This window comes from Neoroseomonas soli, from assembly GCF_018129065.1.
Taxonomy (GTDB): Bacteria; Pseudomonadota; Alphaproteobacteria; order Acetobacterales; family Acetobacteraceae; genus Neoroseomonas; species Neoroseomonas soli.
This window is the reverse complement of the sequence record NZ_JAAEDM010000004.1, coordinates 109344-121330: the sequence shown is the minus strand read 5'-3', so window position 1 is coordinate 121330 and position 11987 is coordinate 109344. Positions and strand designations below refer to the sequence as shown.

The following is an 11987-nucleotide window of genomic DNA, read 5'->3' as shown; positions in this document are numbered from 1 at the left end:
GACCTCCTGCAGACTTCACGCAGCCGCGCGCAGTGATTCCAGATACGTCCATGCTTCCCACCCACCACCGCCTCCGCCTCGCCCTTGCCCTCGCCGCGGCTCCGCTCGCAGCCGCGCCGGTGGCTGCGCAGTTCCCGCAGGGCCCCTACATCGCGGGCGGCGCCGGCATGAACCTGGTGCCCGACTCGGACCTCAACCTCGGCGGAGCCGCCGCACTCGGCCTCGGGCGGGCCGGCTACGGCTCCTCCGGAACGGTGGGATTCGGCCCCGGATTCGCGGGCGTGCTGAGCCTCGGCTGGGGCTTCGGCAACGGCCTGCGGGCCGAGATCGAAGGGTCCTGGCGCAGCAACGAGGTGGACGGCACATCCGGCGTCGCCGGCTGGGCCCGCAACGGCGATCCCGGCGGCCGGCAGGAGAGCTGGGGCGTCATGGGCAACCTGATGCTCGACCTCGGCGTCTTCGGGCCGGTGGTGCCCTATGTCGGCATCGGTGCGGGCTATGTCGTCACGGACTGGGCCGGCGTGCGCGGCGTGGGCCAGAACGGCGCCCTGCGCATGACCATCGACGACAGCGACGGCCGCTTCGCCTACCAGGGCATCGCCGGCCTCGCCTTCCCGCTGGAATTCGCGCCCGGCCTCTCGGTCACCGCCGAATACCGCTTCCTCGGCACCTTGCAGCCGCGGCTGCACGCACGCTTCGACAACCCGACGACGGGGGCGACCGTCGCCACCGGCACGGCAGAGCCCGACAACTACAACCACAGCCTGATGCTGGGGCTGCGCTACGCGCTCTCCCGCCCCTCGGCGCCCGCGCCGGCGCCTGCCGCCGCGCCGGTGGCGCAACGCAGCTTCCTGGTCTTCTTCGACTGGAACCGTGCCGATCTCACCGACCGCGCCCGCCAGATCATCGCCGAGGCGGCGCAGCAGGCCCGCACGCAGCGCAGCACCCGGATCGAGGTGGCGGGCCATGCCGACCGCTCCGGCACGGTGCAGTACAACCAGGCGCTCTCCCGCCGCCGTGCGGAAACTGTCGCCGCCGAGCTGGTGCGCCTGGGCATCGCGCGGGAGGAGCTCTCCGTCACCGCGCTCGGCGAGACCCAGCCGCTGGTGCCCACCGCCGACGGCGCGCGCGAGCCGCAGAACCGCCGGGTCGAGATCGTCCTTCGCTGATCCGCGGCGAGCCCTGAAACGCAGAAGGGGCGGCCCGAGGGCCGCCCCTTCGCGTTCGGGACGAAGCCCCGATCAGCGGCGCGACGTACGTGCGCTGCGCGGCGCCGGCGCGGCCGTGGTGCAGTCGCTGGCAGTGTAGGACTGCGGGATGTTGCGCTCGGCGGCGAACTTCGCGAGCTCGCCACCCGGCGTCGCGAGGGCGCGCTGGAACAGCGGCTCCGCGTCACGGCAGAAGAAGGTGCCGGAGCGGATCGCGTCCTCGGAATGCTCGTTGGCGAGGTTCGTGTTGTAGGAGTCGAGGCGCGTGCGGCTCTGCCCGCCATAGGCGCGCGTGAAATGCGCGACGGCGGCGCGCTCGGCGACGCCGAGTTCATTGCCGAAGCGGCGGACGAACTGGTTGTAGCTGTCGCCCTGGCGGCAGTTCAGCGCGCTCACCATCAGGTAGGTGCGCAGCGCGCGGACGTCGAGCGCGCTGCGCTCCTCCGGCCGCAGGCAGGCATTGGCCAGGGCGGGCCCTGCCAGGATGACGCCGCAGATCGCGGCCAGAATGGTGCGGGACTTGGTCATGGGCGCCGGGCGCTCCCCTGCAGGAATGGTCCGGGCCTGGCGCCGGCGCCCGCAGGGGCAGCAGCAGCAAGGCTCCTGACCGGCGCTGATAGCGCATCACCCGCTGCAACGGAATCGAAAAACGAACTTCAATCCCGAACCGCACCAATGTGTTGCATGCCGGCATGAAGACGGCGCCGCAGGCTCAGGCCGCCTTTGCCTTCCCGGCCGCCCCGCGCCGGCGGCAGCGCGTCAACCGCGCCAGATCCGCCATGCGCCGGTCGAGGAAATCCAGTGCCGGGCCGATATCCTCCGAATCGTCGCGCAGCCAGAAGGCGAGCGTGGCGCCGTAGATCGCGGCAAGGCTGGCGCGGCGCGTGTACCAGGAGAAATCGGCCGAGCGGTCGCCCGCCGCATACCACATGGCACTGGCGGTCCGCGCCGCCGCGCGCAGCCCGGCGGGCGCGTTCCAGGGCAATGCGAGCAGCGCCGTGGCCTGCCGCATCGCGTCCTTGTGCGGCGCCGCCTGCCGCAGCCGCGCGGCGACCAATGTGCGGATGCGGTCCGGCGTGCGCAGCGCGGAGAGGTCGCCCGCCGCCTCAGCCATCTCGCGGTCCGCGAGGTCGAGCCAGGCCTCCACCGCCGAGACCGCGCCGCGGGGGAAGAGGAAGGTCGCCTCCTCCTCCGGCAGTCCGGCCCCGGCGAGGGCGGCGGCGATGGCCCGCGAGGTCCAGCCGCGGGCCGGCACCAGGGGCAGCAGCGCACGAATTGCCGCGTCGCGCGCGTCGCGGTCGGCCTCGGTCATGTCTCCTCCTTCTCGGCGGCGCGCTGGGCGGCCGCACGGGCGAGTTCCTCGTTGAAGCCGAAGAGGGCCAGGTCCTCCATCCGCATCGGGTAGAGGATGCCGTCCAGGTGGTCCGTCTCGTGCTGCATGACGCGGGCGACGAGGCCCGCCGCCTCCCCCTCCACGGCCCTGCCGTCGATGTCGAGGCCGCGGAAGCGGATGCGGGAGGCGCGGGTGACCGCGCCACGCAGCCCGGGAATGGAAAGGCAGCCTTCCCAGGCGGTCTCCGTCTCCTCCCCCACCTGCTCGAGCTCGGGGTTGATCAGGGCGGAGACGCCGCCCGCCCCGGTGCGCCAGACAAACAGGCGCAGCCCGACATGGACCTGCGGCGCGGCAAGGCCGATGCCGCCGGAATCCTCCATCGTTTCGGCCATGTCGGCGACCAGGCGCCGGATCTCGGGCGCGGTGGGGTCCTCCACCTCGGCGGCGGGGGCAAGCAGGACGGGGTGGCCCATGCGGGCGATCTTCAGGATGGCCATGGCGGTCCAGGGGCTCGGGAAAGTGGCGCCGACCTTGATATAGGGCGTCTCGCTGGCGCGGGAGGGCTTCCGGAACGAAGCGAATCCATGCTACACGCTGCGCCTCTTCCGCGGACCGGGTGACCGGCCGCGCCGGAAGTCTTTGTTTTCTGCCACATCCAACGCGCAGGAGGTTGCGCCGCGTGCAAGTCGTCGTTCGGGACAACAACATCGACCAGGCGCTGAAGGCGCTCAAGAAGAAGCTTCAGCGGGAAGGCGTGTTCCGCGAGATGAAGCTTCGCCGGCACTACGAGAAGCCGTCCGAGCGCCGTGCGCGCGAGGCCGCCGAGGCCGTCCGCCGCGCCCGCAAGGTCGAGCGCAAGCGCCTGGAGCGCGAAGGCTTCTGAGGATGACGGCGCGTCCGTTCGCGGCGCGCCTCTCCTGCCTTCGGTCGCTTGAATTCATGCCGGCGCGGATCGCCCATGCGATCCGCGCCTTTGCTTTTGCGGCCTCGGCGCTTGTCGCGCCGTTGCTCGCATTTTCCGCCCCGGCGCGGGCGCAGGACTGGGTGCCCTTCCTGGTCCAGGTGGCCTGCGTCGATGCGCGGGGCGCGCCGGTGCCCGGGCTGCTGCCGGTGGAGCCCGGCTGCACCCGCCGCCGCCCGCTCGGCTTCTCCGACGCCCTGCCCTACCGCAAGCATGACTGGCCCGCGGTGGCGATCGCCGCCCGCCGCCCCGAGGGCTTCCAGGCGTCAGATTCGTTGCGCGCGACCTGGCTCGGCCGCGACGTCGTCATCCAGTCCATGGATTTCGGCGGCGACGGGCGAAGCTTCGGGGTCTTCGACGGCACCCACGGCGATGCCGCCCATGTCATCCGCATCGCGCCCGAGGATGGCGGCGCCTACATCATCTACACGGGCGACGGCCGGCACGGCGGCTGGATGCGGTCCCCGGGCTGCGCCAGGGGACCGGATGGCGGAATGCAGGGCTGGCTCCTGGCCGCGCCCGGCCGCCCGGGGCCGGATGGCTGGGTCGAGCGCATCGCCCGGCTGCGCATGGCCCCGAGCATCGAAGCCTGCCCGCCTGCCTTCGACGGGAGCCTGACGCGCTGGCGCATCGCGCGCATCGCCATCCCCTGGCGGGACACCACCGGCGGCCGGGGCGAGGCCATGATCGACACCATCGTCACCGAGCATTACGGGCGGGCCGTCCCGATCCCGCAATCCACCCACCTCGAGCGCATCTGGTTCGCGCGGGACCTCGGCATGATCCGCTGGGAAAGGTGGGAGAACCGCGGCTTCTCCCGCCGGCAGAACCTGGACGAGGCCGCGGCGCGGCTCGACGCCAGCCAGCGCTGCCCGCCGATCGCCTTCGGTGACCCGCCCCCGGGCGGCGGTTGGGCGCGCGTCGACTGCCGCACCTGGACGAATTTCGAACGCGCGCGTCCCGGCCAGCCGCTGCACGGCATGCCCTGGCCCGAAGGGGCGCGCTGAAGGCCTGCGCCTCAGGCCAGCAGGCCGAGGTGGCGCAGCAGGGACGAGCCCGACAGCAGCACGATCACCATCCCGACGATGGCCATCAGCGGCCGCACCGGCATGTGTCGCGTCGCCAGCGCCGCGAACGGCGCGGCCAACGCCCCGCCGATCACCAGCCCCACGGCCAGCGGCCAGATGCTCACGCCGATCGAGGTCAGGAAGGCCGCCGCGACCGCGCAGGTGACGAAGAATTCCGCCGCGTTGGAGGTGCCGATCGCGATCTTCGCATCGAGCCCGCGCCCGATCAGCGTTGACGTGACAATCGGCCCCCAGCCGCCGCCGCCCACGGCATCGAGGAAGCCACCGCCGAAGCCGAGCGGCATGGGGTCCGACGGTGGCGCCGAGGTCTCCGGCGCGAGCCCGATCCAGGCGCGCCACAGCACCACGAACCCCATGCCGAGCAGATAGAGGCTCACCGCCGGCTTCAGGATCTCCATCGGCAGCTGCCCCGCCAGCAGGGCCCCGGCGACGCCGCCCAGGATGCCGGGAAGCGCCAGGCGCCGCAGCAGGCGAGGCTCGACATGCCCGAGTCGCCAATGGGCCAGCCCCGACAGTCCGGTGGTGGCGACCTCCGCCGCGTGCACGGCGGCGGAGGCGGCCGCGGGCGATACACCCTGCGCCACCATCACCGAGGTCGCCGTCAGCCCGTAGGCCATGCCGATCGCCCCGTCCACCAACTGGGCGAGGAAGCCGATGGCGGCGTACAGGGCGATATCCTGGGCCAGAGCGCATCTCCGAAGAGCGTGTGCGGCCAGTGTCGGGCATGGCGCTTGCGCCCAATGCTACACCAATCGCCTGGCGGCGCGGCGCCAAGGCGATTGCTGCCGGCGCGCCCGAACGGCCCCGCGCATTCAGCGGGGGACTGCGGGCGGCGATTCATGGAAGTGACAAGTAAGGTCGGGGGAGGAGAACCTCCCCCGATCCCCCTCCCTTCTTTGGCCTCTTGGCTATGCCCTGGGCTGTCAGTTCCCAGGCGCCAAAGAAGGTTGAGGGGGGTTCGGGGGGAGAAGTTCGCTTCCCCCCCCCGGCCTTCAGCCTCAGCGCTGCAGCGACTGCACGATCTCCTGCGTCACCTTCTTGGCGTCGCCGAAGAGCATCATGGTGTTGGGGCGGAAGAACAGCTCGTTTTCCACCCCGGCATAGCCGGAGGCCATGCCGCGCTTGACGAAGAACACCGTCTTGGCGCGCTCCACGTCCAGGATCGGCATGCCGTAGATCGCGCTCGACTTGTCGGTCTTCGCCGCCGGGTTGGTCACGTCGTTGGCGCCGATGACGAAGGCGACGTCGGCATCCGCGAACTCGGGGTTGATCTCCTCGAGCTCGAACACCTCGTCGTAGGGCACGTTGGCTTCCGCCAGCAGCACGTTCATGTGCCCGGGCATGCGGCCGGCAACGGGGTGGATCGCGTACTTGATCTCCGCCCCTTCCTTCTTCAGCAGGTCCGCCATCTCGCGGAGCACCTGCTGCGCCTGGGCCACCGCCATGCCGTAGCCGGGCACGATGATGATCTTCTGCGCGTTCTTCATCATGTAGGCGGCGTCCTCGGGCGAGCCTGCCTTGACCGGCGGCCGGTCGGCATCGCCGCCGCCGGCGGCAGCCACGCCGCCCTCGGACCCGAACCCGCCCAGCAGCACGTTGATGATGCTGCGGTTCATGCCCTTGCACATGATGTAGGACAGGATCGCACCGGAGGCGCCCACCAGCGCGCCGGTCACGATCAGCAGCAGGTTGCCGATGGTGAAGCCGATGCCCGCCGCCGCCCAGCCCGAGTAGCTGTTCAGCATGGACACGACGACAGGCATGTCCGCCCCGCCGATCGGGATGATCAGCAGGAAGCCGAGCGCGAAGGACAGGAACGCGATCAGCCAGAACAGCAGCCCATTGCCCGTGGCGACGAAGGCGATGACCAGCACCAGCAGCAGGATGCCGAGCGCGAGGTTCAGCCAATGCTGCCCGCCGAAGGTGATCGGCGCGCCCGACATCTTCCCCGCGAGCTTCGCGAAGGCGATGACGGAACCGGAGAAGGTGATGGCACCGATGGCGAGGCCGAGCGACATCTCCACCAGCGACTGCCCGTGGATATGCCCGCGCGTGCCGATGCCGAAGGATTCCGGCGCGTAGAAGGCCGCCGCGGCGACGAAGACCGCCGCCATGCCGACCAGCGAGTGGAAGGCCGCGACGAGCTGCGGCAGCGCCGTCATCTGGATGCGCTGGGCGACGACGGTACCGACCGTGCCGCCGATGGCCAGCCCCGCGACGATCAGCGCGATGCCGCCGAAGCCCATGCCCGGCTTGAACAGCGTCGCCAGGATGGCGATGCCCATCCCGATCATGCCGTACATGTTGCCGGTGCGGCTGGTCTCCGGATGGGACAGCCCGCGCAGCGCGAGGATGAAGAGAACCGACGCGACCAGGTAGGCGAGCGTCGAAAGCGTGGTCGCCATCGGCTCAGCCCCCCTTCTTCTTGAACATGGCGAGCATCCGCCGCGTCACCATGAAGCCACCGAAGATGTTCACCGCGGCGAGCGTCACACCGAGGAAGCCGAAGATCCGTGCCACCGTCCCTTCCGCCGTGCCGGCGGCGAGGATCGCGCCCACCACGATCACCGAGGAGATGGCATTGGTCACGCCCATCAGCGGCGAGTGCAGCGCCGGGGTGACGTTCCACACCACGTGGTAGCCCACGAAGCAGGCGAGCAGGAAGATCGTCAGCAGGTAGAGGAAGGGCTCCGCGGCCGCGGCCACGGGGGCGGCGACCTCGGCCGCGCGCCGCGCCTGCTCGGCCAGTTCCAGCGCGCGCTGCGCCATGGACTGGGCCTGGGTTGCGAGTTCCGTCGGGTTCATCGTCCCTGCCCCCTCACGCCGCCGGCTTCATCAGCGGATGCACCACGGCGCCGCCGCGCGTCAGCGTCACGCCCTTCACGATCTCGTCCTCCTCCGGCAGCTTCGGCGCCTTGGCTTCCTTGTCCCAGAAGGTCGAGAGGAAGGTGAGGAGGTTGCGCGCATAGAGCGCGGACGACGCCGCCGGCAGGCGCCCGGGCCAGTTGGTGAAGCCGAGCACCTTCACGCCGTTCTCGGTCACCACCATCTCGCCGGGCTTCGTCACGGCGCAGTTGCCGCCGGCATCCGCCGCGATGTCCACGATGACGGAGCCCGGCTTCATCGAGGCGACCATGGCGGCCGTCACCAGCGTCGGCGCGCGGCGGCCCTGCACCAGGGCGGTGCAGACCACGACGTCCTGCTTGGCGATGTGCGCGGCCACGACCTCGGCCTGCCTGGCGTAGAACTCGGCCGAGAGCTGCTTGGCGTAGCCGCCGGCGGTCTGGGCAGCCTTGCTCTCCTCGTCCTCGTAGCCGACGAAGGACGCGCCGAGGGACTTGATCTCCTCCTTCGCCGCGGGCCGGACGTCGGTGGCGGAGACGCGGCCACCGAGGCGGCGCGCGGTGGCGATGGCCTGAAGCCCCGCCACGCCCGCGCCCATGATGAAGACATTGGCGGCGGGCACGGTGCCGGCCGCCGTCATCATCATCGGGAAGCCCTTGTCGTAGGACGTGGCCCCCTCGATCACCGCGCGGTAGCCCGCGAGGTTCGCCTGGGAGGACAGCACGTCCATCGACTGCGCGCGGGTGATGCGCGGCAGCAATTCCATGGAGCAGGCCTCGATCCCCGCGGCGGCGTAGCGGGCCGCGGCATCGGCGTCGGCGCCGAGCGTGCCGATCAGCAGCGCGCCGCGCGGGATGGCGGAGAACTCGTCCACCTCCCCTTCCCCGGCGGCGAGCGGCGCGCGGACCTTGAGCACGATGCCCGCCCCGGCGAGCGCCCCGGCCGCATCGGCGGCGAGCTTCGCGCCGGCTTCCGCATAGGCGGCGTCGGTGATGCCGGAGGCGAGGCCCGCCCCCTGCTCGACCGTCACCTCGAGACCCATGCCGATATATTTCTTGACCGTTTCGGGCGTAGCCGCGACTCGGGTCTCCCCGTTCCGCCGTTCCAACAGGACCGCAACTCTCATGCGGGAGGTCTCCCTGCGCCCAAATGTGCGGCTTCGGACCTACAAGGGGCGCGGCTGGGTGTCCAGCATGCGCGATGACCATGCATCGACCGGCCGCCGGGTGCCGCCGGCCGGTCGCGTCCCGCCCGGGGTCGCGCCGTCAGGTCGCCGGCACGCCGGCTTCGGCCAGCGCCGCCTGCTGCCGCTCCGCGAGCCTCGCCTCGTCGAAGTCGGCGATCAGTTCGTGGAACAGGTCGTGCCAGTTCACCTTGGCGCCCAGCCGCAGGAAGACCGAACCGAGCCCGATCGCCGCCCGGTCCATGAGAGGGAATTCCCGCGGCACGCGCACGCCGCCGGTACGCTTCAGGCCTGCATGGACCTGCTCGGCGATCCTGCGCCCATAATTCGCGTCGTCGGTTACCTGGATCGGCCGCACGCGATCGTCGAGCAGCGGCTCGTAGAGGAAGCGCGCCCAGATGTTCAGCACTTCCATCGTCTCCCGCTTGAGGTCGCGGAAGCCCCAGATGCGATAGGCCTCGGCCGACTTGTCGAAGTCGTCGTCGCGGACGGCCTCGTAGAGCATGATGACGCCGCCGATGAAGGCCGGCGGGAAGACCCGAACCACGCCGAAATCGAGCAGGTTGATGCCCCAGCCGCCATTCTCCGCCGCCTCGGCGCGCACCTGGTAGTTGCCGAGATGCGGGTCGCCGTGGATGACGCCGTACCGGTAGAGCGGCAGATACCAGGCGCGGAACAGGGCGCGGGCATAGGCGGCGCGCTCCTCCTCCGGCGGATCTTCCTCGATGCGCGCCTGGATGGCTCGGCCATCGAGCCAGGTCATGGTCAGAAGGCGCCTCGTGCAATAGCCCTCGACCGGCACCGGCACGCTGACGCCCGGCGTCCCGGCGAGCATCAGCCCATAGAGGCGCTGCTGCGCGGCCTCGCGGATGTAGTCGAGTTCCTCACGCAGCCGGTCGGAGAGCTCGAGGTAAGCCTCGTCGTTCTCCAGCGTCGGGTCCATCCGCCGGTAGACCGCCATGGCGATCTTGAGCTGACGGAGGTCGGCCTCCACCACGCTCGCCATGTCCGGGTATTGCAGCTTGCAGGCGACGCGGCGGCCATCCGGCAGCACGGCGCGATGGACCTGGCCGAGCGAGGCCGCGGCGGCCGCCTCCCGCTCGAAGGAGGCGAACCTCGATTCCCAGGCCGGGCCGAGTTCGCTCGCCATCCGCCGGCGCACGAAGGGCCAGCCCATGGGCGGGGCATTGGCCTGAAGGGTCGCCAGTTCCTTCGCGTATTCCGGCGGCAGCGCGTCCGGCACGGTGGAGAGGAACTGCGCCACCTTCATCATCGGGCCCTTGAGCCCGCCGAGGATCGCCTTCAAATCCTCCGCATGTGCGGCGGCGCCGCCCTTCATGCCGAAGATGCGCTGGCCAGCGACGCGCGCGGCGATGCCGGTGACGGCGCCGGAGGTGCGCAGCATCCGCCGCGCCTCCCCGAACAGGGTGCTGCCCTCGCGCTCAGGCATCCGTGCGTTCCGGCACGTCGTCGCGCGGTTCGCGCTCCAGTTCGTCGATGAAGCCGGAGATGACGTCGAGGCCCTTGGTCCAGAAGGCCGGATCCGCCGCGTTCAGCCCGAAGGGCGCGAGCAGTTCGCGGTGCCGCAGCGTGCCGCCGGCGCGCAGCATCTCCAGGTACTTGGCCTGGAAATCCTTCACGGACCCATCGCGGTACACGCCGTAGAGCGCATTCACCAGGCAATCCCCGAATGCGTAGGCATAGACGTAGAAGGGCGTGTGGACGAAGTGCGGGATATAGGCCCAGTAGACGCCGTAATCCGGCGTGAACTCGAAGGCCGGGCCGAGGCTTTCCACCTGCACCTGCATCCACAGTTCGGCGATGCGCTCATGGGCGATCTCGCCCTTGCGGCGCTCGTCGTGCAGCAGCGTCTCGAAGCGATAGAAGGCGATCTGGCGGACGACCGTGTTGAGCATGTCCTCGACCTTGCCGGCGAGCAGCGCGCGGCGGCGCCTGGGGTCGGTCTCGGCGTCGAGCACGGCGCGGAAGGTTAGCATCTCCCCGAAGACCGACGCGGTCTCGGCCAGCGTCAGCGGCGTCGAGGACATCAGGTAGCCCTGCGCACCGGCCAGGATCTGGTGGACGCCATGGCCGAGTTCATGCGCCAGCGTCATCACGTCGCGCGACTTGCCGTGGTAATTCAGCAGCAGATAGGGATGCGCGGACGGCACGGTCGGATGCGCGAAGGCGCCGGACGCCTTGCCCGGCCGCAGTGCCGCGTCGATCCAGGGCTTGTCGAAGAAGCGCCGGCCGATCGCCGAGAGGTCCGGGCTGAAGGCGGCGTAGGAGGCCAGCACGCGCTCCACCGCCTCCGGCCAGGGCACCAGTCGGTCATCCTCGTCCGGCAGCGGGGCGTTGCGGTCCCAGTGCTGCAGCTTCTCCAGGCCGAGCCACTTCGCCTTCATCGCGTAGTAGCGGTGCGACAGGCGCGGGAAGGACTGGCAGACGGCGCCGACCAGCGCGTCCACCACCTCGTCCTCCACCATGTTGGAGCGGTTGCGGTAGGAACCGGGGCGCGGGTAGTGGCGCCACTGGTCCTCGATCTCCTTGTCCTTCGCGAGGACGTTGGTGATGAGGGAGAACAGCCGCACGCGATCCCCGAAGGCTTCCGAGACGCCCTTCGCCGCGGCCTCGCGCTTCGCACGGTCGCGCTCGGAGAGGCGGTTGAGGGCGGCCGAGACGGTCAGCTGCTCCTCGCCCACCTTCACCTTCATGGTGGCGATGGTCTCGTCGAACAGCCGCACCCAGGCGGAACGGCCGGCGACCTCCTTCTCGTGCAGCAGCTTCTCCGCCTCGTCCGAAAGCTGGTGCGGGCGGAACACGCGCAGGTCGCGCAGCCAGGGACGCCAGCGGCCGAGCGCGGCCGAGCCACCGATCTTCGATTCGAGCGCATGGTCCTCGAGCCGGTTCAGTTCCAGCGTGAAGAACAGCAGGTGGGAGGAGATGGTCGTCACCCTCTCCTGCGTCGTCTGGTAGAAGCGGCCGTTCGCCGCGTCCTGGGCATCGCCGCTGAACAGCAGCCCGGCATAGGAGGTCACGCGCCCGAGCCGTTCCCACATCGCCTCGTAGTCCGCGATGGCCTTGGCGAGCGTGTCGCCCGCCAGGCCGGCGAGGCGGCCGGAGAGCCGGGCCTCGAATGCGCGCGCTTCCTCCTCCGTGCGCGCCAGGTCGGCGGCGAGGCGCGGGTCGTCCGGCCCGGCATAGAGGTCGGAGAGGTCCCAGACGGGCAGCGCGGCTTCCGCGGCGGCGGCGTCGAGGGGGGCGCGGGCGGGGGTCGGGAGATGCTTGCTGGTCACGTCGTCCATATAGGCGAAACGGGGACTTGGCCAAGCGCTTCCGCCACCCCCAACATGCCGGTCCCGGAACCCCA

General features: G+C 70.7%; 12 protein-coding genes. 3 read left to right on the top strand and 9 right to left on the bottom strand.

Annotation, left to right across the window (positions count from 1 at the left end; all coding sequences use genetic code 11):
* Nucleotides 1-50 precede the first annotated feature (50 nt).
* Entirely contained in the window at nt 51-1169 is a 1119-nt protein-coding gene (locus tag GXW76_RS02775; protein ID WP_211860456.1) for an OmpA family protein, read from the top strand.
* 72 nt (nt 1170-1241) lie between these two features.
* Here the strand turns inward: GXW76_RS02775 and GXW76_RS02770 are convergent, their stop codons facing one another.
* The 3 genes from GXW76_RS02770 to def all read right to left on the bottom strand — a co-directional run bounded on the left by GXW76_RS02770 (nt 1242) and on the right by def (nt 3038).
* The gene (locus GXW76_RS02770; RefSeq protein WP_211860455.1) at nt 1242-1736 is read right to left on the bottom strand and encodes a hypothetical protein; all 495 of its coding nucleotides are present in this window, start codon (nt 1734-1736) and stop codon (nt 1242-1244) included.
* A 184-nt stretch (nt 1737-1920) separates the two neighbouring features.
* The gene (locus tag GXW76_RS02765; protein WP_211860454.1) at nt 1921-2520 is read right to left on the bottom strand and encodes a COQ9 family protein; all 600 of its coding nucleotides are present in this window, start codon (nt 2518-2520) and stop codon (nt 1921-1923) included.
* Nucleotides 2517-3038 (bottom strand): peptide deformylase, encoded by a 522-nt coding sequence (def, locus tag GXW76_RS02760; RefSeq protein ID WP_211860453.1) that lies wholly within the window; start codon nt 3036-3038, stop codon nt 2517-2519. The genes GXW76_RS02765 and def overlap by 4 nt, the downstream gene beginning before the upstream one ends.
* 182 nt (nt 3039-3220) lie before the next feature.
* Here def and rpsU point away from each other — a divergent pair, with 182 nt between their 5' ends.
* Nucleotides 3221-3424, top strand: coding sequence for a 30S ribosomal protein S21 (rpsU, locus tag GXW76_RS02755; RefSeq protein WP_007006360.1), 204 nt, complete (start codon nt 3221-3223; stop codon nt 3422-3424).
* 2 nt (nt 3425-3426) lie between these two features.
* On the top strand, nt 3427-4509 hold the full coding sequence (locus GXW76_RS02750) for a hypothetical protein (RefSeq protein ID WP_211860452.1): 1083 nt from the start codon (nt 3427-3429) through the stop codon (nt 4507-4509).
* An 11-nt stretch (nt 4510-4520) separates the two neighbouring features.
* Here GXW76_RS02750 and GXW76_RS02745 read toward each other — a convergent pair whose 3' ends face one another.
* The 6 genes from GXW76_RS02745 to GXW76_RS02720 form a co-directional block, all read right to left on the bottom strand.
* Entirely contained in the window at nt 4521-5246 is a 726-nt protein-coding gene (locus GXW76_RS02745) for a sulfite exporter TauE/SafE family protein (RefSeq protein WP_338150874.1), read from the bottom strand.
* A 342-nt stretch (nt 5247-5588) separates the two neighbouring features.
* Nucleotides 5589-6995 (bottom strand): NAD(P)(+) transhydrogenase (Re/Si-specific) subunit beta, encoded by a 1407-nt coding sequence (locus tag GXW76_RS02740; protein WP_211860450.1) that lies wholly within the window; start codon nt 6993-6995, stop codon nt 5589-5591.
* 4 nt (nt 6996-6999) lie between these two features.
* On the bottom strand, nt 7000-7395 hold the full coding sequence (locus GXW76_RS02735; protein WP_211860449.1) for an NAD(P) transhydrogenase subunit alpha: 396 nt from the start codon (nt 7393-7395) through the stop codon (nt 7000-7002).
* 13 nt (nt 7396-7408) lie between these two features.
* Nucleotides 7409-8560, bottom strand: a complete 1152-nt coding sequence (locus GXW76_RS02730) for a Re/Si-specific NAD(P)(+) transhydrogenase subunit alpha (RefSeq protein ID WP_211860448.1) — start codon at nt 8558-8560, stop codon at nt 7409-7411.
* 139 nt (nt 8561-8699) lie between these two features.
* Nucleotides 8700-10067, bottom strand: a complete 1368-nt coding sequence (locus tag GXW76_RS02725; RefSeq protein WP_211860447.1) for an ABC1 kinase family protein — start codon at nt 10065-10067, stop codon at nt 8700-8702.
* Nucleotides 10060-11922 carry a M3 family oligoendopeptidase gene (locus GXW76_RS02720; protein ID WP_211860446.1) on the bottom strand — a complete coding sequence of 621 codons (1863 nt, stop codon included), beginning with the start codon at nt 11920-11922 and terminating at the stop codon, nt 10060-10062. The genes GXW76_RS02725 and GXW76_RS02720 overlap by 8 nt, the downstream gene beginning before the upstream one ends.
* Nucleotides 11923-11987 lie beyond the last annotated feature (65 nt).

Excerpts from the sequence above, each read along its gene's own strand:
- GXW76_RS02775 (WP_211860456.1), top strand. The coding sequence starts at position 51 with ATGCTTCCCACCCACCACCGCCTCCGCCTCGCCCTTGCCCTCGCCGCG.
- GXW76_RS02770 (WP_211860455.1), bottom strand. The coding sequence starts at position 1,736 with ATGACCAAGTCCCGCACCATTCTGGCCGCGATCTGCGGCGTCATCCTG.
- GXW76_RS02765 (WP_211860454.1), bottom strand. The coding sequence starts at position 2,520 with ATGACCGAGGCCGACCGCGACGCGCGCGACGCGGCAATTCGTGCGCTG.
- def (WP_211860453.1), bottom strand. The coding sequence starts at position 3,038 with ATGGCCATCCTGAAGATCGCCCGCATGGGCCACCCCGTCCTGCTTGCC.
- GXW76_RS02750 (WP_211860452.1), top strand. The coding sequence starts at position 3,427 with ATGACGGCGCGTCCGTTCGCGGCGCGCCTCTCCTGCCTTCGGTCGCTT.
- GXW76_RS02740 (WP_211860450.1), bottom strand. The coding sequence starts at position 6,995 with ATGGCGACCACGCTTTCGACGCTCGCCTACCTGGTCGCGTCGGTTCTC.
- GXW76_RS02735 (WP_211860449.1), bottom strand. The coding sequence starts at position 7,395 with ATGAACCCGACGGAACTCGCAACCCAGGCCCAGTCCATGGCGCAGCGC.
- GXW76_RS02730 (WP_211860448.1), bottom strand. The coding sequence starts at position 8,560 with ATGAGAGTTGCGGTCCTGTTGGAACGGCGGAACGGGGAGACCCGAGTC.
- GXW76_RS02725 (WP_211860447.1), bottom strand. The coding sequence starts at position 10,067 with ATGCCTGAGCGCGAGGGCAGCACCCTGTTCGGGGAGGCGCGGCGGATG.
- GXW76_RS02720 (WP_211860446.1), bottom strand. The coding sequence starts at position 11,922 with ATGGACGACGTGACCAGCAAGCATCTCCCGACCCCCGCCCGCGCCCCC.